This window comes from Bordetella sp. BOR01, assembly GCF_019218885.1.
In the GTDB taxonomy this organism is placed as follows: Bacteria; Pseudomonadota; Gammaproteobacteria; order Burkholderiales; family Burkholderiaceae_B; genus Bordetella_A.
Map to the genome: position 1 here is coordinate 180,413 of NZ_JAHUWT010000001.1, position 21,994 is coordinate 202,406.

The following is a 21,994-nucleotide window of genomic DNA, read 5'->3' on the forward strand; positions in this document are numbered from 1 at the left end:
CTGCCAGGCAGGATACACGCCGCCGTGGCCGGCCGGTATCAGGGGTGTGCCAGGGCGGGCAGGTCGACGGCGTGGGGCTGGAAGGCGAAGGTATCCAGCGGGTACAGGGGGCGGGCGCGGTCGAACGGCAGGCGTTCGGGGTGATATCCCGTCAGGCCGGGCGTTTCGGCGCAGGCGCAGGCGCCCAGGGTGTCGAACGCCAGCTTGAAGTGATAGCCCGACTTGACCACGATGATGTCGGCTGCGCCCAGGTCGATGCCGGCGTCCAGGTAGCAGCCCGGGTCTTGCGACATGATGGCGTCCTGGGTCACCAGCAGGTCGTAGCGGGCGTGCTGCAGTACGGCGTACGGACCCAGCCGCAGCGTGGCGCCGCGCATGAACACGCCGCGGTTGCGAAACACGCCGTCGCCCAGGGCCGTCACGCGGCCTTGTACCGGCAGGGCCGGGCAATCGGGAGAATAGGCACCCCCCACGGACAATGCCACTTCCGCGCCCGGGCCGGCTCGGCGGCATTGCGCCACGGCATCCGGGTCGGTGACGACGGCGACGATGCGCTTGTCCGTTAGCGCCAGGCAGCGTTCCAGCACATGGGTGCTGTCGCCGGGGCCGCCGGCCAGCACGCGGTCGCCGAAGTCGCCGATGATGAGCTTGCGCGGGTCATCGCCATGGGCCTGCAGCAGGCCGGCCACGTCGGGCAGGTTGTGCACATAGCGGTCGCGTCCGTCCCACAGGGCCTGGGCCAGTTCGATGGCGAGCTGGCGCGCGGCGTCGCGCGCGTGTGCTTGCGCGTACACCGCCACCGTCTGGCCCACACCGGTGCCGTCGATGAATGGATTGACATTGAACAGCGAGACGTCGATCAGACCCGTGCCGGCCGCCACGGCGGCGCGCGCCCGCGCATGCAGGTCGGCCAGCGGGCCGTGCGCGGTCTCGTCGTTGCCGCGCGTCAGCATGGGCACGTGCACGCTGGCACCCACCGGCCGTTGGCCGGTTTGCAGGATGTGCAGCAACTGCGTGGCGACGCGTTCGCCGGTGGCCGCGGCGTCGCCGTGCGGATTGGTCTTGTATGCCGAAGCGTAGTCCAATTGCCCCAGCATCGCCGGGATGGCATGGGCATGCAGGTCGAAGCCCGCCACGATAGGCATGGCCGGGCCCACCGTATGGCGCAACTGCGCCAGCAAGTCGGCCTCGGCGCTATCCAGGCTGATGGTTTGCATGCAACCATGCAGGCATAGCGCGATGGCGTCGTAGCCGCCCTGGCGGGCCACTGTCAGGATGCCATCGCGCAGCCGGGCATAGGCGGCGTCTTCCACGCGCCCACCCGGGCGGGCGCGCGCGGCCAGGGTGGGCACCGGCTCGCAGCCCTGCGCGCGCAGGGTGCGCAGTATGCCGCCCAGCACCGAATCGGCCGCCTCGTTGGCAGCCAGCATGGCGGGGCCTTCCTCGATCTCGAAGGCCGACAGCGGCGTGGCCACGGGCGTGAAGCCGTGCGTTTCCTGGAACAGTTGCGCGACCAGGATGCGGTATGAAGCGGCCATGGCAGTCTCCGCGAGCGCTTGCCCGCTTACTTCAGGTTGATGTGGGCGCGTTCGGCCGTCTTGCGCTGCTTGTCGATCTCGGCCTTGAGTTCGGCGGCGAATTCGGCCGGCGGATTGCCCACCGGCACCGCGGAAAAGCCCGCCAGCCGCTGCTTGACGTCGGGCATGGCCAGCACTTCGCGAGTGGCTTCGTAGATGCGCTGCACGATCTCGGGCGGTGTGTCCTTGGGCGCCACCAGGCCGAACCATGATGCGTCGTTCACTTCCGGCAGGCCGGCTTCGGCAAACGTGGGCACGTCGGGCAGGGCGTCGATGCGCTGCGGATAGGCAATCGCCAGCGCCCTCAAGTCGCCGTTGCGGATGAAGGGCAGCGACGAGGGCAGGTTGTCGAACACCGCCGCGATCTGTCCGCCCAGCGCGTCCTGCAAGGCGGGGCTCGAGCCGCGGTAAGGCACATGCATCATTTCGGTGCCCGTGCTCAGCTTGAACAGCTCGCCCATCATGTTGGCCTCGGAACCGGCGCCGGCCGACCCGTAGGCGTAGTGGTTGGGCTGGCTCTTGAGCAAGGCGATGAACGACTTCATGTCGGTGGCGGGCACCTTGGGGCTGATGGTCAGCACATTGGGCACCGAAGCCAGCCGCGTGATGGGCACCAGGTCCGTGGTGACGTCGTACGAAATGTTGTCATACACCACCGGTGTCACGGCGTGCGAACTGACCGTGGCGATGCCCAGCGTATAGCCGTCGGGTTCTGAGCGGATCACGTATTCGCTGCCGATGCGGCCGGCTGCGCCACTGCGGTTTTCCACCACCACGGTCTGCTTGAGCAGCTTGCCCAGCGGGGCGGCGATCGTGCGGGCCAGTACGTCGGTGGTGCCGCCCGGCGGAAACGGCACCACCAGCTTGATGGGCCGCGACGGATACGCCTGCTGGGCGTGGGCGTGCGGTGCCAGGGCGGTGGTGGCCACGGCCAGGGCGGCCAGGATCATGTGTCGTTTCATTGTGTTCCCCTTGAATATGGATAGTAGGCGGTGCGGTGGTATCAGCCCAGGCGCAGCGCGGCAGCGCGGCGATGGCCTTCCATGCCTTCGGTCAGGCTCTGGCGCACGGCGGGCGGCGCCACGGCGGCCACGCCGCGCTGGTCCAGCCATTGGTGCGTGCAGATCTTCAGGAACGACCCGACCCATAGCCCGCCGGTATAGCGGCCGGCGCCCATGGTGGGAAGGGTGTGGTTGGTGCCGCAGCACTTGTCCGAATACACCACGCTGGCCAGCCGGCCGATGAACAGCGAACCGTAGTTGCGCAGTTTCAGGCCGGTAGCGTGCGGATCGCGCGTATGGACCTGCAAGTGTTCGGCGGCCACCTGGTCGGAATAGGCCAGCATGGCGGCCTCGTCGGCGCACAGCGCGATTTCGCCGTAGTCATGCCAGGCACGGCCGGCCACGTCGGCGGTGGGCAGGTCTTGCAGCTGGCGCTCGACGGCCGCCAGCGTGGCGCGTGCCAGCGGTTCGTGGGTGGTGATCAGGCCCACGCGGGTGCGTACATCGTGCTCGGCCTGGGCCAGCAGATCGGTGGCGATCATCTCGGCATCGCCGGTTTCGTCTGCCACCACGAAAATCTCGCTGGGGCCAGCCAGTTGGTCGATGCCGACTTCGCCGAACACCTGCCGCTTGGCTTCGTTGACATAGGCATTGCCGGGCCCGACGATCTTGTCCACCGCCGGGATCGATTCGGTGCCGCAGGCCATGGCGGCAATGGCTTGCGCGCCGCCCACCAGGAAAATGCGATCGGCGCCCGACAGGTGGCAGCCGGCGATCATGGCCGGGTGCGCACCCGGCGGCAGGCAGGCAATCACTTCCTCGCAGCCGGCCACCTTGGCGGGCACGATGGTCATCACCGGCGCCGACAGGATGGGGTAGCGGCCGCCCGGCACGTAGGCACCAATGCGCTGCACCGGAATCACGCGATGGCCCAGATGCAGGCCCGGCAGGGGTTCCACTTCCAGCGGCAGCACCGTGGCCAGCTGGGCCTGCGCGAAGGCGCGCACGCGTTCGATGGCGAACTCGGTATCTTTGCGCGTTTGCTCGTCCAGCCCGGCCACGGCGTGCAGGCGGGCTTCAATGCTGACTTCCAGCAAGGGTGTGTCCTGGCGGTCGAACTTCAGGGAATATTCGCGCACCGCGGCATCGCCGCGGGCACGCACCTGGGCGATGATGTCGCGGACGGTAGCCTCGATGGCGCCGACGCTGTCCTGGGCGCGGGCGGCGGGCGATTTGATGAAGGCCGGAACGGCGGTGGTACTGGGCATGAAGGTTCTCGATGGCGAAGGGGCTACGGGTCCGTTCACTATAAGAGCGCTACCCGCGGGAATTTCGTGTCCACCGCGGGGTGGTCAAGATATTGAACGCGCTACCATGGCGCTTTGGGCGCGTGCCTCGATGGACCCCTTCCGCCACCTGCCCCGCTGATGACGCTGCGCGCCTTCGAGGCGGTGGGGCGGCACCTGAGTTTCAGCCGCGCGGCCGAAGAATTCGCCGATTTTTCATTGGCCAAGTAGGCCGTGGGCCAGATAGCATCGAGCCTGGTTCATTTTTCAGAGGTGCGTTTCATGTCTTCCACGATTACCGCTCGTGCCCAGGCCCTGGGCCTGACCCTGCCGCCGGCCGGCGGCCCCGCGGCCAATTATGTCTCCAAGGTGCAGGTGGGCGACCTGTTGTTCGTTTCGGGCCAGGTTCCGCGCCAGGGCGACCAGGCCGCATGGCTGGGCCGGGTGGGCGATACGCTGAGCGAAGATGAAGGGCGCCAAGCCGCCCGCCAGGCCGCGCTGGGCGTGCTGGCGCATCTGGTCGATGCCGTCGGCGACGATCTGGCGCGGGTGGTGCGCGTGGCCCGCCTGGGCGTGTTCGTGGCCTGCACGCCGGAATTCCAGCGCCAGAGCACCGTGGCCGATGGCGCGTCCGACCTGATGGTAGAAGTGCTGGGCGATGCCGGCCGCCATGCGCGCACGGCGGTGGGCGTGGCTTCGCTGCCGCGCGGCGTGGCCGTCGAGGTCGAGGCCATCATCCAGATCAAGCCCTAGGAGCGTCCATGCCGCAAGCCGCCTTATCCGATGCCGACGTCGAGCGCTTGCGCCAGGCTACGCCCGGCGTTGCGCGTATCGTGCATTTCAACCATGCCGGCTCGTCGCTGCCTTCGGCCGCTACCGTGCAGGCGGTTGTCGAGCACTTGCAGCGCGAAGCCGCCATGGGGCCCATGGAAGCGGGGCAGGCCGTGCAGGACATCCTGGCGGCGGCCCGGCAGCACGCGGCCAGCCTGATTGGCGCCCAAGCCGATGAAGTGGCGTTCGCCTCGGGCTGCTCCGATGCCTGGGGGTGCGCCTTCGCCGCCCTGGGGCCTTGGCAGCCCGGCGACCGTATCCTGGTGGGCCGCCACGAATGGGGTGGCAACCTGGCCACCCTGCAACAGGTGGCGGGCCGGGCGGGCGCCCGCATCGAGCCCATTCCTTGCGACGAGACTGGCTGCGTTTCACCCCAGGCCTTGGCAGCCATGCTGGACGAGCGGGTCAGGCTGATTTCCCTGACCTGGCTGCCCGCCAATGGTGGCCTGATCAATCCTGCGGCCGAGATCGGCGCCATCGCGCGCCGCCACGGCATTCCCTATATCGTGGATGCGGCGCAGGCCCTGGGCCAACTGCCCATCGACGTGCGCACCGTGGGCTGCGACCTGTTGGCGGCGCCGGTGCGCAAGCATTTGCGCGGGCCGCGCGGCTTGGCCCTGTTGTATGTACGGAACGACTTCGCCGCGCGCCTGGCCCCGGCTTTCGTGGATACGTCATCCGCGCCGATGGGGCTCGATGGGGTCTCGACGCCGCGTACGGGCGCGCGCCGCCTGGAAACCAGCGAACAGTCCGTGGCCTTGCTGTGCGGCCTGGCCAATGCCTTGCAGGAAGCGCTGGAGCTGGGCGTGGACGCTATCCGCGCCCGCATCGACGCCAACGCCACCCAACTGCGCGAGCGCCTGGCACGCATTCCCGGGGTCACCCTGCACGACCTGGGGCGGGCCCAGTCCGCCCTGGTGTCGTTCAATATCGAGGGCATGGCGGCGGCCGATGTGCGTTCCGGCCTGGCCCGGCAAGGAATCAATATCACCGCCAACGGCGTGCCCTACACCCCGCTGGACATGCGGGCCAGGGGCCTCGACGTTGTGGCGCGGGCATCGGTCAGTTATCTGACTTCGGGGGCTGAGTTGGATCGCCTGGTCGTGGGGGTGACTGGACTGACGGCGCGTTGATGCTGGCAGGGGCATGTGGGATGCGTGTGTGGTTCTCCTGGCGTCGTCGCGGGGCGCCCTGCGCGCCCGGTTCGGCCCCGAGGCGCCGCGGCGCTCACGCCACCCCGCGACGACGCCAGAAGAACCGCATCTTTCCGTTCAATATAGTGACCACCCCCTCGCGCCCCAAATCAATCCCGGGATGGTCGTATGATTCAGTATCCCCCTCTCATCGATAACCGCAGGCCAAGCGCCCGCCAGGAGCCCTGTGCATGTCCGAGCTGATCAATGTGGAAGTGGTCGACGGTATCCAGATCATTACCATCAACCGCCCCGAAGCCAAGAACGCCATCAATATGGAAGCCGCGCAGGCCATGGCCGCCGCGCTGGACCAGCTGGACAGCCGCGATGACGTGCGCATCGGCATCCTGACAGGCGCGGGGAACACTTTCTCGTCGGGCATGGACCTGAAGGCCTTCGCCCAAAGCCGCCAGCGCCCGGTGCTGCCGGGCCGTGGCTTTGCCGGCCTGAACGAACGCCCGCCGCGCAAGCCGTTGATCGCCGCCGTCGAAGGCTACGCCCTGGCTGGCGGTTGCGAAATGGCCCTGGCGGCCGACCTGATCGTGGCGGCCAACAATGCCAAGTTCGGCCTGCCCGAGGTCAAGCGCGGCCTGGTGGCCGGTTCGGGCGGCATGCTGCGCCTGCCGCGCCGCCTGCCGTACCACGTAGCCATGGAAATCATCCTGACGGGCGACATGCTGACCGCCGAGCGCGCCTACGGCCACGGCTTGGTCAATCGCCTGACCGAACCGGGCAAAGCGCTGGACGGCGCCCTGGAACTGGCCCGCGTCATCGTGGAAAACGGCCCGCTGGCCGTGCAGACCGCCAAGAGCATCGTGACCCAGGCCATCGATTGGAACCAGGACGACATGTTCGACCGCCAGCGCCCGCTGATCGCGCACATTTTCTCGTCCGACGACGCCAAGGAAGGCGCCACCGCCTTCGCCGAAAAGCGCAAGCCCGTGTGGCAGGGCAAATAGGCTTTTCCGGCAACGGTCATAAAATAGGCTGTTGACCGCGCGGCCCGCCCGTCTGGCCGCGCGTTTTTCCTTTTTCCATCGCTTCCGCTCATACCGCCATGTCCGCCCTCATCAAAGAAGAAGACTTCATCCAGTCTATCGCCGATGGCATCCAGTTCATCAGCTACTACCATCCCGTCGACTACATCCGCCACCTGGCACGCGCCTACGAGCGCGAAGAAAGCCCGGCCGCGCGCGACGCGATGGCGCAGATCCTGACCAACTCGCGCATGTGCGCCGAAGGCAAGCGCCCGCTGTGCCAGGATACCGGCATCGTCAACGTGTTCCTGAAAGTGGGCATGGACGTGCGCTTCGACACCAGGCTTACCCTGCAAGACCTGTGCGACGAAGGCGTGCGCCGCGGCTATACCAACCCCGACAACCCGTTGCGCGCCTCGGTACTGGACGATCCGATCTTCGCCCGCAAGAATACCCGCGACAACACACCCTGTATCCTGCACGTCGACCTTGTCCCCGGTGACAAGGTCGACGTGCAAATCGCTTCGAAGGGCGGCGGTTCCGAAAACAAATCCAAGTTCGCCATGCTGAATCCCAGCGATTCGCTGGTCGACTGGGTGCTGAAAACCGTGCCTACCATGGGTGCGGGCTGGTGCCCGCCCGGCATGCTGGGCATCGGCGTGGGCGGCACTGCCGAAAAAGCCATGTTGATGGCCAAGCAGTCGCTGATGGACGACATCGACATGTACGAACTGCTGGCCCGCGGCCCGCAGAACAAGCTGGAAGAGCTGCGCATCGAGCTGTACGAAAAGGTCAACGCGCTGGGCATCGGCGCGCAGGGCCTGGGCGGCCTGACCACCGTACTGGACGTCAAGATCAGCACCTTCGCCACGCACGCGGCATCCAAGCCCGTGGCCATGATCCCCAACTGCGCAGCCACGCGCCACGCCCATTTCGTGCTCGACGGTTCGGGCCCCGCGCGCCTTGATCCTCCGTCGCTGTCCGAGTGGCCCGAAGTGCACTGGGCGCCCGACTACAACAAGTCCAGGCAAGTCGACCTGAACACGCTCACTCCCGAAGAAGTGGCCAGCTGGAAGCCCGGCCAGACCCTGCTGCTGTCGGGCAAGATGCTGACCGGCCGCGATGCCGCGCACAAGCGCATCCAGGACATGCTGGCCAAGGGCGAATCGCTGCCGGTGGACTTCACCAACCGCGTCATCTACTACGTGGGCCCGGTCGACCCGGTGCGCGACGAAGTGGTCGGCCCGGCCGGCCCCACCACCTCTACCCGCATGGACAAGTTCACCGACATGATGCTGGCGCAAACGGGCCTGATCGCCATGATCGGCAAGTCCGAGCGTGGCCCGGTCGCCATCGAGGCCATCCGCAAGCACAAGTCGGCCTACCTGATGGCCGTGGGCGGTGCTGCCTACCTGGTGTCCAAGGCGATCCGCGAAGCCCGCGTGCTGGCCTTCGACGACCTGGGCATGGAAGCCATCTACGAGTTCGACGTGAAAGACATGCCGGTCACCGTGGCGGTCGACGCGCAGGGCACGTCGGTGCACACCACCGGCCCGAAAGAATGGCAGGCCCGCATCGGCAAGATTCCGGTGGCCGTGGCCTGATCGCCGCCTGCGGGCCGTACCGGCCGCCGCGTCGCCGCGGCCGGTACGGCCCTGCCGGGATATCACTATCTCGCGGGTGTCATGGAAACTTGGTAATGTTCAGGAACCAGTCAGGCTTCGGACGATCTACCAAGTATGCATATCAAACCGTACCAGCCTGTCGTGCTGTCCATCCTGCGCCAGCATGGTGCACGCGTCGTGCTGGACATGCCCTGCGGGACCGGTTGGCTGGGCCAGGCCGTCGCCCGGCAGCAGCTTGACCTGGACGCGCTCGACGGCCTGGGCCTGTGGGAATTTCCCGCCGCCGATCTGCCGTACCGCCAGGTAACCGAACATGACCTGGATAGCCCCATGGCCGGCGCTACCGACTACGACGCCATTGTGTGCGGCGAAGCCATCCACCTGTTGCGCAACCCCGGCCTGATGCTGCATGGGGCTTTCCAGGCGTTGCGGCCCGGCGGCCGACTGATCATTACCACGCCCAATACCTGGCGGTCAGGGTCACGCCTGGGCTATTTGCTGCGTGGCTTTCATTACGGCTTCGCGCCCATGGTGAGCAAGCAGCGCGGCGACTACGTTACTTATGTGCCTTGGTCGTTCCCGCAATTGCACGTGTTCCTGGCGCACCAGGGCTACACGGACATCATGCTGCACGAGGTGAACGAGCCCAAGCCCAAGCACCTGGCTGAATACTTGGCGGGCTGGCCCTCCCGGCTGTATTGCCGATCACGCCAGCGGGCCGCCGGCAACCCGGCCGAGCACGAATACTGGCGCCATGCCGGTAGCGCCCAGGCCTTGTATGGCAGCTGGCTGGTGGTGTCGGCCCGGCGGCCCGCGTAGAATCTGTAACTTGTTTCACTCTTGCGGGCTGTATCTTGCTCGCCCTTGTCGATGACGTTCGGCCAGAACCTTTTGCTGCTGCTGGCGCTGCTGGTTGCCGCGGCGTTTTTCTCGGTCGCCGAGATCGCTATCGCCGCTTCGCGCCGCCTGCGCCTGCGGCAGATGGCCGAGAACGGAGACGCGCGGGCCGAAGAGGTCTTGCGCGTGCAGCAGCAGCCCGGCCATTACTTCACGGCTATACAAATCGGCGTCAACTCGCTGGCGATACTGGGCGGCATCGTGGGCGAAGGCATCTTCAGCCCCGCCTTCGCGCGCTTCCTGGGCAACTGGTTTTCCCCCGACATGGCGGCAACGCTGGGCTTCCTGGGTTCGTTCGTGCTGGTCACGTCATTGTTCATCATCCTGACCGATCTCATCCCCAAGCAGGCGGGCATGGCCGAACCCGAACGCTTTGCCCTGGCAGTGATCGGCCCCATGCGCATCCTGGTGCGTATTTTCTCGCCGCTGGTCTGGATCTATTCGCGCACCGCCGATCACCTGATGCGCCTGCTGCGGCTGCCATCGCGACGCGACGAACGCGTTACCTCGGACGACATCCTGGCGCTGGCCGAGGCCGGCACGCGCTCGGGCGTGCTGGCGCGCGGCGAGCAGCGCATCATCGAGAACATCTTCGAACTCGATACGCGCACGGTGTCCAGCGCCATGACCCAACGCGACCGCATCGCCTGGTTCCGCGAAGACGATCCCGCAGACATCATCCGGGCGCGCATCGCGGAAGAGCCGTTCTCCACGTATCCGGTATGCCGAGGCGACATCGACCATGTCATCGGGTATGTGGATACCCGCGACCTGTACCAGCGGCTGCTGATCGGCCAGTCTATTTCCCTGGCCGACAACAAGCTCATCCACAAGGTCCTGGTGGTACCCGACAGGCTGACCCTGGCGGAAGTGCTGGAACAGTTCCGGCAAGTGGGCGAAGACTTCGCCATGATCGTCAATGAATACAGCCTGATTGTCGGGCTGGTGACGCTCAACGACGTCATGAGCACGGTGATGGGCGAGCTGGTGTCCCCTTGGGATGAAGAACTCATCATCCAGCGCGATGACAACTCCTGGCTGATCGACGGCGCCACGCCCATCCAGGATGTGCGGCGCGTGCTGGGCATCGAAGAGCATCTGCATGGCGAAGAATACGAGACGCTGGCTGGCTTCCTGATGGATGCGCTGCGCAGGGTTCCGCGGCGTACCGACGTGGTGTCGCTGGGTGGGTATCACTTCGAAGTGCTGGACGTGGACACCTACCGGGTGGACCAGGTACTGGTGACCCGATCGGCGGTGTCCCACCCATCGGCCGCGGCGGTAGTGGGCCCGCGCACCGAGTAGCGGCGGCGGCGCTCAGGCGGCCGGCAGCCGCAGCGCCATCAGTATCTCGTCGTAGAAGCGGCCGTCGATCTTCAGGGCGCGGGGCTCGCGCCCGTATTCCTCGAAGCCCAGCTTGCGATACAGCGCGTGCGCCGTCGTATTGGATGCCTCGACCGTCAGCAGCAAGGTATCCAGCCGGCCCGTGACCTGCGCGATGAGTTCGCGTATCAGTGCCTGCCCCATGCCGCTGCCGCGCGCATCCGGGTGTACGTAGACGCTCACGATGGTGCCCTTGTGCCGTGTCTTGATGCCGTCGTGCACAAAAACCCCGGCCGTGCCGCACAGATGCTCGCCCAGCCAGCCGCCCAGCATCAGCATGTGTTCCAGGCGCGCGGCAAACCATTCCCGGGGCCGCGCGCTTTCTTCGTCCCAAGAACTGCCAAAGGCGGTGGGATAGGCTTGCAGCGCTTCCAGCCGCAGGTGGCGGTAAGGGTCGGCGTCGGTGGCGCCCAGGCGCCGCAGCGCAAACGAAGATTGCACGATATGCTCTTGCCGAATGATGTGATAAAGAAGAAAAAACCGTCCGGGCAGCATTGCCCGGCTGGCGCAAAAATGCAAGGCCGTCCACATCGCGCCACCTTGAATCTGCACGTTTTCCCCTTCATTGCCATGCCAGCATCCATCCCCGCCGAGATCGCCCAGCAACTGTCGCAGGCACGCGCCGTACTCGAACGCCATCTGGCTGGCACATTGCAGGCCATTCACCTGTTCGGATCCGCCGTCGATGGGGGCTTGAAACCCTGCAGCGATATCGACTTGCTGGTTACCGTCGGCACCGCGCCCGCCGAACCGGTGCGGCGCGCATTGATGCTGGATTTGCTGGCCGTGTCCGCCTGGCCAGGCACCCACCCGTCTTGCCGCGCGCTGGAAGTGACCGTGCTGGCCCGCGCTGCGGTGGTGCCCTGGCGCTACCCGGCGCGGCGCGAGCTGCAATTCGGCGAATGGCTGCGCGATGACCTGCGGGCCGGCGCTTTCGAGCCCGCCATGCCGGACCACGACCTGGCGATCCTGCTGACCAAGGTGCGGCAGCACAGCATCAGCCTGCTGGGGCCGCCGGCCGCCGAATGGTTCGACCCGGTTCCCAAGGCGGATTTCGAACATGCGCTTGCCGATACCGTGGCCCAGTGGAACCAGCCGGCCGACTGGGAAGGCGACGAGCGCAACGTGGTGCTGGCGTTGGCGCGCATCTGGTACAGCGCAACAACCGGCGAGATCGCCGCCAAGGACGTGGCGGCCGACTGGGCGCTGCAAAGGCTGCCGCCCGCGCACCAGGCCGTGCTGGCCCGCGCGCGCGCCGGCTACCTGGGGCAGGGCGGTGACGATGCCGCGGTTCGCGCCGCGGACATCGGGCCGCTTGTCCATTACGTCAAGGCGGCTGTGGCGGGCACCGGCCCGGCCTGAACAAAGCCGCGCAGCCCCTCGGAAACATTTGCTCAGGCGTGGAAACCCATCGAGCCTTGAATACATGCATGCCGCATGCATATGATGAATCCATGGATACAGATACAGATCGCCTTGCCAATCTTCTTGCCGCGGCTTCTCTGGCCGTCCACGGCAAAGTGTCGGACGCAGTCGGCCGCGCGGTGGGCGGGGGGGCCAGCGTGCCGGCGGCCCTGGTCACGCTGGCCAGCGAACCGGGAGTGGGTATCACGGAATTGGGTATGCGTATCGGCATGAGCCAGCCCGCCGCGGCGCGGCTGGTCGCTTCAATGGTCTCGCAAGGCCTGGTCGAACGCCGATCCGGCCCCGATGGCCGCAGTCAATCGTTGGTGCCCACGCGGCGCGGCATCGAACGGGCGAGCACGGCCTTGGCCATGCGCAACGACCTGGTCCGCCGCCTGTTGGTCCCGTTGGATGAAGACGAGCAGGCGATGCTGACCCGGGCGTTGGAAAAAATCCTGTTCCAGGTTACCGGCAGCGATACACGGCCTTTCTTTCATTGCCGCTTGTGCGACCGGCAGGCCTGTATCGCCTGCGGCCAGAAGTGTCCGGTCAGCGCGGCGGCACGGCTGCAAGAGTCGGCAGGCGCGGGCCCGGCGCCCTCATCCTGACGGGCAGGGCGTGCGGGTGGTGATGGGCATGGACAGCCAGGCATACCGGTATCGCCATAGCGTCTCGATTGCCATGCTGGTGGTCGGGACCGCATTCCTGGGCGCCACGCTGGCCACGCCTTTCTACCTGGCGTACCAGCAGTCTTTCGGTTTCAGCGACTTCACCCTGACGCAGATCTACGCGGTTTATGTGCTGGGCAATATGGTGGCGCTGCTGTTCCTGGGGCGGCTGTCGGACAGCCTGGGCCGCAAGCCCGTCCTGATGGCCGCTTTGGTGCTGGCCTGCCTGTCCACCCTGTTGTTCATCTTCGCGGCCGGCACCGCCTGGCTGTTCATGGCCCGGCTGGTCAGCGGGCTGGCAGTGGGCCTGGCGTCCAGCACCGGCACGGCCTGGCTGGTCGACATCGACGCCAGGCAACAGACGGGACATGCCACCTTGCAGGCGGCAGGCGCGAACTTCGTCGGGTCGGCTATGGGTCCCTTGGCCGGCGGCGTGCTGTACCAGTACGCGTTCGCGCCCATGCAGTTGGCGTGGGTTTGCTATCTTGCAGCGTTGGCCGCCGCGCTGATCCTGCTGCATCGCGTGCCGGCGGACAGGCCGATGACAGCCGGCCGGCTGGACCTGCGGCCGCGCATCGCGGTGCCGGGGCACGTACGCCCATACTTCGTCGCGCCGGCCCTGACGGCCTTCTGCGTCTTCGCCTTCATCGGTTATTACCTGGCGTTATTGCCCAGCATCGTGCATGCGACCTTGTCGCCTGGCGGCGGCGTGGTGTCCGGCGCCATCATGTTCTTGTTGTTCATCGGAGGCTTGGGCGCGATGCTGGCCGCGCGTCATTCGCCTTGCGATCGCAGCATGAGCCACGGCCTGATGTTGCTGGTGCCGGCGCTGTGCACGTTCTACCTGGCACAGCACGCGGCATCGCTCTGGCTGCTGGTCCTGGGCACGCTGCTCGCGGCCTTGGCATCGGGCATGGGTTTCGGCGGCAGCCTGCGTGTCGTCGGCCGGATCAGCCCGCCCCGCCACCGCGCGGCGATTGCCTCGGCATACTATGCCGCCTGCTTTGCCGGCGCATCCATCCCGATACTGGGCATCGGCCTGGCAGCGGTGCTGTGGGGGTTGCCGACCGCCAGCCTGATATTCACGCTGCTGACTTGCCTGCTGGTGGCGGCGGCGCTTATCGTCCGGAAAGATACGGCCCAACCAGGAGAGCACCCATGAACGCAACCCGGCGCAAACTGCCCGAAGAAGAAGGCGTGCCGGCCGCCCGTTTGATCGATGCGCGCATCGCAGAACTGGGCGGTTGGCGCGGCCCGATGCTGGCGCGTATTCGCGACATCATCAAGCAGGCGGACCCCGATATCGTCGAAGAATGGAAGTGGCGGGTGCCGGTATGGTCGCATGGCGGTATCGTCTGCACCGGCGAAGCCTACAAGAATGCCGTGAAGACCACCTTCGCCAAGGGCGCCTCGTTGCCGGACCCAGCCGGTTTGTTCAATTCCAGCCTGGAAGGCAATGTCCGGCGCGCCATCGATTTCCGCGAAGGCGGCCAGATAGACGACAACGCCTTGAAGGCGCTGGTGCGCGCGGCCGTGGCACTGAATCTGTCCATGCCGGCGGTGCCGGCGAAAAAAAGCGCCGGGCAGGCCAAGACGGGCGCTTGACCGGCCATGCTACGCATCGACAATCTCAGCAAACGCTATGGCGACCATCTGGTATTCCAGGGGCTGGCTCATACCTTTCCTGCGGGATGCGCGGCGCTTTGCGAAGAAGACAGCACCGGCAAATCCACCTTGCTGGGCGTCATCGCAGGCCTGGTCGCGCCGGATAGCGGAGACGTCTGGATCGACGGGCATTCGCTGCGCCAAGCGCTGCCGCAGGCCAAGGCCCGCCTGGCCTACGTGCCCGATAATTGCCTGGCGTGCCCTACCCGGACGGGGCGCGCGCTGCTCGAACAAGCCGCCTTGGAAAAGAACACCGCTCTCGACGATGCCACTTTCGATTTGGCGCACCGCCTGGGGCTGGGGCCTCATCTGGACAAGCGCTTCGAACAGATGTCGACGGGCACCCGTCGCAAGGTCTTCTTGACGGCGGCGGCCTTGGGCGACCCGGCTGTCGTCGTCGCCGACGGCCCGAGCAACGGGCTCGACGCACAGGCCCGCGACGTGCTGGCCGAACTGTTCAACACCTGGGGGCAAGACCGCGTCGTGCTGTTCGCCAGTCACGATTCTGAATTGGTGCAGGCCTGTGGGGCAAGAACCTTCGAGGTTGCGGGGCTGCGCTAGCAAAAGGGCGGCCGCTCGCGGCTAGGGAATCCTGTCGGCTCAGTTTCTGTTGATCCAGTCCTGTGTATCCTGGATGAACCAGGGAAGGTTCAACCTTTCCCCCTCGCCGGACTGTATGGTCAAACGCTGACCCGAGGAACCAGGGGTGCGGTTCGCACCCTGCGTGGTGGAAGATGGCTGGCTTTGATAGTCCAGATCGGTTTGCCGGGGGGGATTATCCGCGCAGGCGGCAATCGACGCGCACGCGACCGCGACAAGGACTGGCCGCAGTGCTAAACGAAGGGTCTTCATGATGTTCGGTTCCGCTGGCGGCACAGGCCGAAGTGCCGGGCAATCAAGGCCTCTACTCCGTACCATACTCGCAATCGGTGCCGGATCAAGTACCGGTCAAAGACTGTTATCGGGATGAGGGTGATGCAAAAAGTATCGTTCCACGCTGTGGCTAAGGCGACAAAAAGCCGCAAGCGTGGGCGCGCTGCGGCGTGGCATTCCAAGATGCCTGCTTTTTTGTGGTGCCATGTTTTAACGGCTGCTGGCCAGGCGTATCCCCAATCCCACGAGTGCTGCGCCCATCAAGGCGTCGACCACTCGGCTCACGCGTGCATAGACAGATCGAACGCGCCCCACGGAAAAGAACGCGGCGAGCGCCCCCAGCCACCCGGCCGTTATCAGGCCGACCAGCGCAACCACGCTGACATACACCCAGGCGGGCGCGCCGACCGGCAGTACGGTCACGAACAGGGTGGCAAAGAAGGTCGCCGTCTTCGGATTCGTGATGCCGACCATGAAACCCTGGCGCCACGCTTGCAGCGCCCCGGCTCGCGGAACACCCTCGACGCGCGGAGCGCTGTTCCCGGCCTTGAACGAGGCTATCAGCATCCGCGCGCCGAGGTAGATCAGGTAAGCCGCGCCGACCAGGCGGATGGTTTCATAGAGCCAGAACAACTCCTTGATAAGCAATCCAAACCCAAGGATGGCCAAGGTTGCCCAGACGACTACTGCGCAAGCGATGCCCAGGCCGACGAACATGCCGGATCGCCGGTCATTCAAGGCATTGGACGTGACGGCAACGAAGTCCGGCCCGGGGCTGATGCAGGCCAGGAGAACGATGCCGGAGAGCGTGAGCAATTGGGACAGGTATTCCATGAATCCAACTCGAGACGTTATTGATCGGAATTCGGCGCTGCGCCAGCTGGCGTATATGGAACCTTACCATCGCCATAGAACCGCTTGCGCGTGGCTTAGGCAACCCAGACCAGATGCCGTGCGGCTTCGCGCACCGCCAAATGAGTGGGCCTCCCCATGGGGGAGGCCCGACCCTTCGGAACGCCGGATAGCCCGGGCGGGCTTGGGGATACGTCACTCGCGGACAACGGAGGGGAAGCCGCGTGATCGGACAGGACACCCGCAACCGGGCCGGCCAGGCCGCCGAGTCCCAGGGCGGCCGGCCTTTTCCGTCGATCAGAACCGGTGGCGAATACCCACGGCCACGGCCGTGTTCTTCACGTCTTCCTGGAAAGCGAAGTTGTTGCCGTAGGCCCCGTAGGCATACAGGTTGGTGCGCTTGCTCAGGTCATACGTCATTCCCAGGGCGAAGACGTCGAACGCTTCGTCGTCGCCGGTGAGCTTGCTGTTCTTCGGATCGGCGCGCTGCCAGGCGCCGAACACCTTGGTGGCGCCCAGCGGCACGGTCACGCCCAGCATCATCGAGTTCACGCGCGCGCCGTCCACCACACGCAGGCTGCCCAGCGAATTGAAGTTGTCCGGGCTGGTGCCCATGCTGATGCCCGAGAACCAGCCGTCGTAGGTCTGGCCCCATGCGCCGTGCACGGCCAGGACTTCGAAATCGTACTCGGCGCCGATGATGTATTCCTGCAGGCTGGTGTCCTGCGCATCGGAAACGGTGTTGGTGGGGTTCAGGCGGTCGTACGTGGCGGCCACGGTCAACGGGCCGTTGCTGTACTGCGCGCCGAACGTGATGACACGGTTGTTGTCGCCGGTGGCGAAGTTGCTTTCCTTTTCGTCGTCGGCATTGAACGAATAGCCGATGCCGAAGCTGAAGCCGGACAGGTTGGGCGACTGGTACATCACCATGTTGTCCAGGCGCAGCGACTTGGCCGAGCCGAAGGCGCTGCCGATGCCGGCAATACCGTAGTCGGTGCCGAATGGGCTGATGCCGCCGATGTACTTCGACGCCATATTGGTCTGGCGGCCGAATTCCAGCTTGCCCCAGGAATCGCTGGCCAGGCCCACGGTGGCCTGGCGGCCGAACAGGCGGCCGCTTTGCGACGAGGTGCCATTCTGGCTGTCGAAACCGGATTCCAGCGTGAAGATCGCCTTCAGGCCATCGCCCAGATCTTCAGTGCCCTTCAGGCCCCAGCGCGACCCGCCGCTGACGCCGGTCGTGCCGCCTATGCGGCTTTCCTTGAAGCCATTGGGGCCCTTGACCTGTTCATAGCCAATACCCGTATCGATCAAGCCGTACAGCGTGACGCTGGTGCTGGCCGCTTGCGCAGCACCAACGAAACCCGTTGCCAGCGCGGCAGCGAGCAGAGTCTTCTTCATGTAATGCTCCTGTGTTTACGAACGACACCGTCGTTGCGGCGTTAGAGATCCGTGCCGCAGACGTCGGTATGGGCGCAGTCTAGGAGACGGAGTCGATCGGGATTATTACGGTGTGGTGGAAAAACACCTTCCATCCGATGGCAGGGGACACTGCATGGGATGTCATGAAAACCGGGTATTGGATGAGGGCGTGGCCCGGGATATCATGCAGGAACCAAGCCATATTCGCTGCCTATCGCTACCCACAGGGGCACGAGCCATGCAAATGCAGCAAGCGGTGCAAGCGTTATTTGACCGGTACGAGCGTAGCTTCAACGATGCATTGACGGCCGAGCCCGACCTTGACGCCATTGCCGATCTCTACACGGACACGTTCATTGCGGCATCGCCGGCCGGCATCGTGTCGGGCAACAACGACGATCAACTCAAGAAGGCCATGACCGATGGCTTCGTGCGTTACCGCAAGATGGGCACGAAGCAGATGCAGCTTCGTCATCTGCGCGTGGTGCCGATTGACCCGCTTCATGGCCTGGCACATGTGGAATGGCGCGCCATTTACGACATCGAAGGCGCGCAGAAGATGATAACGTTCACCAACGTGTATCTGGTCCGGATCGAGAACGACAAAGGCAAAGTGTTTGGCTGGATCACGGGCGACGAGGATGCGGAACTGAAAAAGCACGGCATCACGTGATCGTTTCCCAAGATCCATGCCCGGCGGGAACACCGCCTTGGCGCGCCGAGACGCTGCAGATCCGGAAGCCGCGGCTTGCGTTCACTGCTGCCAGGTTCAGGTCAAGCCCTGGCTGATCTCCCTGGCCAGATGCTGCAGGCTGGGCAGGAAGCTGGGTACCACTCCGTCCACGGGATGCTTGGCCTGGTTGAGGCTGGTGGTCAGTGCCGCCACCAGCTGGCCCTGGCGATTGTGCACGGGCACTGCCAGCGCGCAGACACCCAATTCGTAATGCTGGCTGGCCAGCGCATAGCCCTGGGCTTGCGCCGCCTGAATTGCTGCCCGCAGCGGCTGGGCGTCTACCAGTGTGTGCGGCGTCAGCCGCTCAAACGGCACTTGCGCAAGAAAGCCATCCAGTTCTTGCGGCGCCAGCTGCGCCAGCAGGACATGGCCCGTGGATGTGGCGTGCGCGGGAAGGCGTTCGCCGGTGATAAGCCGCCGGGCCGATGGGCTGCGGATCTCGGCGCGCGCCACATAGATGATGTCGTTCTTGTCCAGCACAGATAAAGAGCAGATTTCGCCGTGTTCGCGCGCGAATTGCTCCAGGTAGGGCAAGGCCACTTCGCGCAGCGACAACGAGTTCAGGTAGGAATACCCGATGTCCAGCACGGCTGGGGTCAATGAGAACGTGCGCCCGTCGATGCGCGCATAGCCCAGCGTGACCAGGGTGTGCAGCAGGCGCCGCGCTCCTGCCGGTGTTACGCCCGCGCGTTCTGCCACTTCGGAAAGGGTCAGTTCCCTGCTGGATGGCCCAAACGCGCGAATCACGGCCAAGCCACGCGCGAAGGCCTCGACAAACAAATCACTGCCTTTGGGTAATCCCTGATGCTGGGTCATAGAACGATCCTTTATGATTATTTCTATAGACGAATTATTTTTCGATAGTCGAAATTATAGCGATTCCGGCAAAAGACAGTCTAAGGAGATTCCCTAATGCTTGACATCACACCGGTGGCTGCCGATTTCGTGGCAGAGGTCGCCGGCATCGATCTGCGTAAACCGCTGTCGCCCGAGTTGGCGCAAGGCCTGCGGGACGCCTTGAACAAATACGCAGTGTTGATCATCCCGGATCAGCCTTTGGATGAAGCGCAGCAACTGCAGGTCGCGCAAATCTACGGCCCGCTGGAGACATCCATTGGCTCGTACATCGCGAACGACAAGAAACCGCGGCGGCTTGGGCACGCCCAGCTGTCCGATATCTCGAACCTGGACGAGCAAGGCAAGTTGATCGGCGAGGCGGACATCCGCCGGCTGGTGCTGCTGAGCAATCAACTTTGGCATACCGACAGTTCATTCAAGAAAACACCGGCCAGTGCATCCCTGTTGAGTGCCCAGGAAGTGTCGCCGGTTGGGGGAGCGACCGAATTCGCCGATATGCGTGCGGCCTGGGACAAGCTGGACCCAGCCACGCAAGAGCAGATCAGGGATCTGGTCGCCATCCATGATTATTTCCATTCCCGCAGCCTGCTGGGCCTGGAGGATTACTCGATTCCGCAAGAGTGGAAAGAGCGCCAGCCGCCTGTGAAGCAGGTGCTGGTGCGCAATAACGCCCACAACAGTCGCAGGTCGTTGTACCTGGCTTCCCATATCAAGGGCATAGAAGGAATGAGCGAGCAGGAAAGCCGCGTGCTGCTCGACAGGTTGATGACGTTTTCCACGCAGCCGCAGTTCGTGTATCGGCATCGATGGCGCCTGAACGACCTGGTTATCTGGGATAACCGCTGCACCATGCATCGCGGCACGAACTACAACCAGGCGTACAGGCGAGCGATGCGCCGGGCCACCGTCCAGGATATCGGCCCCACCGTTCCTGCACAATAAACAAGAGAGAGACAAACATGAAAACAATACACCTGGCCAAGCAGGTCTTGTTTGGATTGGGCATTCTGGCCGGCACCTCGCTCGCGGGCTCCGCGGCGCTTGCTGCATATCCGGACCGGCCCATTACTGTCGTTGTGCCATTTGGCGCAGGTTCGGGTACCGATGCCATCGCGCGCATGGTGGCCCAGGGGCTTGCCGAGAAGCTGGGCCAGCCCGCCGCCGTGGCAAACAAGCCCGGTGCCGGGGGCATTATCGGCGCTTCTTTCGTGGCCAATAGCGAACCGGATGGCTACACGCTGCTGGTGGCCACCAGTGGCCCCATGGCGGCAAATGCCAGCTTGTACAACAAGCTGGCCTACGATCCGCAAGCCGATTTCGAACCTGTCTCGATCGTGGCAAAGCGGCCGATGGTGGTGCTTGCCAGCAAAGAGGCCAAGGCCCATAGCTTCAGTGAAATCGTGGCCGAGGCCAAGGCGAACCCCGGAAAAATCAACTTCGGTTCCAGCAACACCACGTCGCGCGTGTTCGTGGAACTGCTGAAGAAAAGCCAGGACATCCAGGTAGAGACGGTTCTGTACAAGGACGTAAGCAGCCTGATGACGGACCTGATCAGCGGCCGGGTCTCGTATGCCTTCGAGGACGCGGGGCCGTCGCTCACCCAGATCAAGGCAGACCGCGTGAACCTGGTAGCGGTCAGCGACAAGAAGCGGGCAGGCTTCGCCCCCGATACCCCCGCCACGAGTGAATACGGATTCGATGATCGGGGGCTGGTGACGTGGTACGCCGTTTTCGCGCCCAAGAACACGCCGCCCGAGGTGGTTGCACAGCTGAACAAGACCATCAATGCCTACATCCAAGGCCCTGAAATGAAAGCGATGGCCAAGGAAGTCGGGCTGGAACTCACCAACGTGACGCCGAGCGAGTTCAAGGAATTCCAGAAAGCAGAGATCATCAAGTGGAAACACCTGGTCGACCTTACCGGCGTGAAACTGGATTGACCATGGAAACTGACAACCCCTTCAAGCAGGCGCTTCAGTCAGGCCAGCGCCAAATCGGACTCTGGCTGTCGATGGCGAACCCCTACTGCGCGGAAATGTGCGCAAGCTGTGGCTTCGACTGGGTGCTGATCGACGGCGAGCACTCGCCCAATGACCTGAACTCAATTCTTGGCCAGCTGCAGGCCATTGCTTCCTACCCCACCCATGCGGTGGTGCGCCCGCCAGTGGGCGAGACGTGGCTGATCAAGCAATTGCTCGACCTGGGGGCCACCAGCCTGCTGGTGCCCATGGTAGATACTGCAGAACAGGCGCGCCAACTCGTGCAGGCGGTGCGCTATCCGCCGCACGGTGTACGGGGAGTGGGTTCCCGCCTGGCCCGCGTATCGCAATTCGGCGCTCAACCTGACTACATCAAGAAAGCGAACGATCGTATCTGCCTGCTGGTACAGATCGAGTCTCGCCTCGGGCTGGAAAACCTTGTTGAGATCGCGGCCGTCGACGGTGTCGATGGCGTGTTCATCGGGCCCTCCGATCTTTCAGCGTCGATGGGCCTGATTGGCCAGCCCGGCCATCCTGAAGTGCAGGCTGCCATCGCCGGTGCGATCAAGCGCATCGCCGCAGCGGGCAAGCCGTCGGGAATTCTCAGCCTGAACACTGAAGATTCGCATCGCTATGTCGGGATGGGAGTCTGCTTCGTGGCGGTGGGTGGCGATATCGCCATTCTTACCGATGGGGCTCGGGAGCTTGCGAAGCAGTTCAAATAATCGTGGAGGCGGCCAGCTGTACCGCATCGGTGAACCATGGGTGCG

Annotated in this window: 23 protein-coding genes; 15 read left to right on the plus strand and 8 right to left on the minus strand. The window is 64.8% G+C overall.

Annotated features, from left to right (window positions below; all coding sequences use genetic code 11):
* Positions 1-38 precede the first annotated feature (38 nt).
* From KW845_RS00825 to hisD, 3 genes are read right to left on the minus strand one after another with little or no spacing between them, the layout of a single operon-like run.
* Positions 39-1,538 carry a M81 family metallopeptidase gene (locus KW845_RS00825; RefSeq protein ID WP_218367294.1) on the minus strand — a complete coding sequence of 500 codons (1,500 nt, stop codon included), beginning with the start codon at positions 1,536-1,538 and terminating at the stop codon, positions 39-41.
* A gap of 26 nt (positions 1,539-1,564) precedes the next feature.
* Positions 1,565-2,539: a tripartite tricarboxylate transporter substrate binding protein gene (locus tag KW845_RS00830; RefSeq protein WP_218367295.1), complete on the minus strand. Its 975-nt coding sequence runs from the start codon at positions 2,537-2,539 to the stop codon at positions 1,565-1,567.
* Positions 2,540-2,580: 41 nt separating this feature from the next.
* Positions 2,581-3,846 (minus strand): histidinol dehydrogenase, encoded by a 1,266-nt coding sequence (hisD, locus tag KW845_RS00835; protein ID WP_218367296.1) that lies wholly within the window; start codon positions 3,844-3,846, stop codon positions 2,581-2,583.
* A gap of 300 nt (positions 3,847-4,146) precedes the next feature.
* On the opposite strand from hisD, the gene KW845_RS00840 reads away from it, so the two are divergent.
* From KW845_RS00840 to KW845_RS00865, 6 genes are all read left to right on the plus strand, one after another.
* A complete protein-coding gene (locus KW845_RS00840) occupies positions 4,147-4,617 on the plus strand; it encodes a RidA family protein (RefSeq protein ID WP_218367297.1) in 471 nt (156 codons plus the stop codon).
* Between the two features lie 8 nt (positions 4,618-4,625).
* Positions 4,626-5,828, plus strand: coding sequence for an aminotransferase class V-fold PLP-dependent enzyme (locus KW845_RS00845; RefSeq protein ID WP_218367298.1), 1,203 nt, complete (start codon positions 4,626-4,628; stop codon positions 5,826-5,828).
* Positions 5,829-6,079: 251 nt separating this feature from the next.
* Positions 6,080-6,847 (plus strand): crotonase/enoyl-CoA hydratase family protein, encoded by a 768-nt coding sequence (locus KW845_RS00850; protein ID WP_218367299.1) that lies wholly within the window; start codon positions 6,080-6,082, stop codon positions 6,845-6,847.
* Positions 6,848-6,945: 98 nt separating this feature from the next.
* Positions 6,946-8,469 carry a fumarate hydratase gene (locus KW845_RS00855; RefSeq protein WP_218367300.1) on the plus strand — a complete coding sequence of 508 codons (1,524 nt, stop codon included), beginning with the start codon at positions 6,946-6,948 and terminating at the stop codon, positions 8,467-8,469.
* Between the two features lie 135 nt (positions 8,470-8,604).
* Complete coding sequence (locus KW845_RS00860; protein ID WP_218367301.1) at positions 8,605-9,309, plus strand: bifunctional 2-polyprenyl-6-hydroxyphenol methylase/3-demethylubiquinol 3-O-methyltransferase UbiG; 705 nt, start codon at positions 8,605-8,607, stop codon at positions 9,307-9,309.
* Between the two features lie 51 nt (positions 9,310-9,360).
* Positions 9,361-10,692: a hemolysin family protein gene (locus KW845_RS00865; protein ID WP_218368570.1), complete on the plus strand. Its 1,332-nt coding sequence runs from the start codon at positions 9,361-9,363 to the stop codon at positions 10,690-10,692.
* A gap of 12 nt (positions 10,693-10,704) precedes the next feature.
* On the opposite strand, the gene KW845_RS00870 is transcribed toward KW845_RS00865, so the two are convergent.
* Positions 10,705-11,211: a GNAT family N-acetyltransferase gene (locus KW845_RS00870; protein WP_218367302.1), complete on the minus strand. Its 507-nt coding sequence runs from the start codon at positions 11,209-11,211 to the stop codon at positions 10,705-10,707.
* A 129-nt stretch (positions 11,212-11,340) separates the two neighbouring features.
* Between KW845_RS00870 and KW845_RS00875 the strand changes: the two genes are divergently transcribed.
* The 5 genes from KW845_RS00875 (at position 11,341) to KW845_RS00895 (ending at position 15,068) form a co-directional block, all read left to right on the plus strand.
* Positions 11,341-12,132: an AadA family aminoglycoside 3''-O-nucleotidyltransferase gene (locus tag KW845_RS00875; protein WP_218368571.1), complete on the plus strand. Its 792-nt coding sequence runs from the start codon at positions 11,341-11,343 to the stop codon at positions 12,130-12,132.
* A 92-nt stretch (positions 12,133-12,224) separates the two neighbouring features.
* Positions 12,225-12,782 carry a MarR family winged helix-turn-helix transcriptional regulator gene (locus KW845_RS00880; RefSeq protein ID WP_218367303.1) on the plus strand — a complete coding sequence of 186 codons (558 nt, stop codon included), beginning with the start codon at positions 12,225-12,227 and terminating at the stop codon, positions 12,780-12,782.
* A gap of 28 nt (positions 12,783-12,810) precedes the next feature.
* Positions 12,811-14,004, plus strand: a complete 1,194-nt coding sequence (locus KW845_RS00885; RefSeq protein WP_218367304.1) for an MFS transporter — start codon at positions 12,811-12,813, stop codon at positions 14,002-14,004.
* Positions 14,001-14,447: a DUF1801 domain-containing protein gene (locus KW845_RS00890; protein WP_218367305.1), complete on the plus strand. Its 447-nt coding sequence runs from the start codon at positions 14,001-14,003 to the stop codon at positions 14,445-14,447. Before KW845_RS00885 ends, KW845_RS00890 begins: the two co-directional genes overlap by 4 nt.
* Before the next feature lie 6 nt (positions 14,448-14,453).
* Positions 14,454-15,068: an ATP-binding cassette domain-containing protein gene (locus KW845_RS00895; RefSeq protein ID WP_218367306.1), complete on the plus strand. Its 615-nt coding sequence runs from the start codon at positions 14,454-14,456 to the stop codon at positions 15,066-15,068.
* A 39-nt stretch (positions 15,069-15,107) separates the two neighbouring features.
* On the opposite strand, the gene KW845_RS00900 is transcribed toward KW845_RS00895, so the two are convergent.
* The 3 genes from KW845_RS00900 to KW845_RS00910 form a co-directional block, all read right to left on the minus strand.
* Complete coding sequence (locus KW845_RS00900) at positions 15,108-15,359, minus strand: hypothetical protein (RefSeq protein ID WP_218367307.1); 252 nt, start codon at positions 15,357-15,359, stop codon at positions 15,108-15,110.
* 231 nt (positions 15,360-15,590) lie between these two features.
* The gene (locus KW845_RS00905; protein WP_218367308.1) at positions 15,591-16,214 is read right to left on the minus strand and encodes a LysE family translocator; all 624 of its coding nucleotides are present in this window, start codon (positions 16,212-16,214) and stop codon (positions 15,591-15,593) included.
* Positions 16,215-16,529: 315 nt separating this feature from the next.
* Positions 16,530-17,633, minus strand: coding sequence for a porin (locus tag KW845_RS00910; protein ID WP_218367309.1), 1,104 nt, complete (start codon positions 17,631-17,633; stop codon positions 16,530-16,532).
* 259 nt (positions 17,634-17,892) lie between these two features.
* Between KW845_RS00910 and KW845_RS00915 the strand changes: the two genes are divergently transcribed.
* Positions 17,893-18,327: a nuclear transport factor 2 family protein gene (locus tag KW845_RS00915; protein ID WP_218367310.1), complete on the plus strand. Its 435-nt coding sequence runs from the start codon at positions 17,893-17,895 to the stop codon at positions 18,325-18,327.
* A gap of 96 nt (positions 18,328-18,423) precedes the next feature.
* On the opposite strand, the gene KW845_RS00920 is transcribed toward KW845_RS00915, so the two are convergent.
* Positions 18,424-19,203: an IclR family transcriptional regulator C-terminal domain-containing protein gene (locus KW845_RS00920; protein WP_218367311.1), complete on the minus strand. Its 780-nt coding sequence runs from the start codon at positions 19,201-19,203 to the stop codon at positions 18,424-18,426.
* Positions 19,204-19,317: 114 nt separating this feature from the next.
* Between KW845_RS00920 and KW845_RS00925 the strand changes: the two genes are divergently transcribed.
* Genes KW845_RS00925 through hpaI form a run of 3 tightly spaced genes read left to right on the plus strand, consistent with a single transcriptional unit; the run spans position 19,318 to position 21,949 of the window.
* Positions 19,318-20,187 (plus strand): TauD/TfdA family dioxygenase, encoded by an 870-nt coding sequence (locus KW845_RS00925; protein WP_218367312.1) that lies wholly within the window; start codon positions 19,318-19,320, stop codon positions 20,185-20,187.
* Between the two features lie 17 nt (positions 20,188-20,204).
* Entirely contained in the window at positions 20,205-21,185 is a 981-nt protein-coding gene (locus KW845_RS00930; RefSeq protein WP_218367313.1) for a tripartite tricarboxylate transporter substrate binding protein, read from the plus strand.
* Positions 21,186-21,187: 2 nt separating this feature from the next.
* Positions 21,188-21,949 carry a 4-hydroxy-2-oxoheptanedioate aldolase gene (gene hpaI, locus KW845_RS00935; RefSeq protein WP_218367314.1) on the plus strand — a complete coding sequence of 254 codons (762 nt, stop codon included), beginning with the start codon at positions 21,188-21,190 and terminating at the stop codon, positions 21,947-21,949.
* The last annotated feature ends 45 nt before the right edge of the window (positions 21,950-21,994 follow it).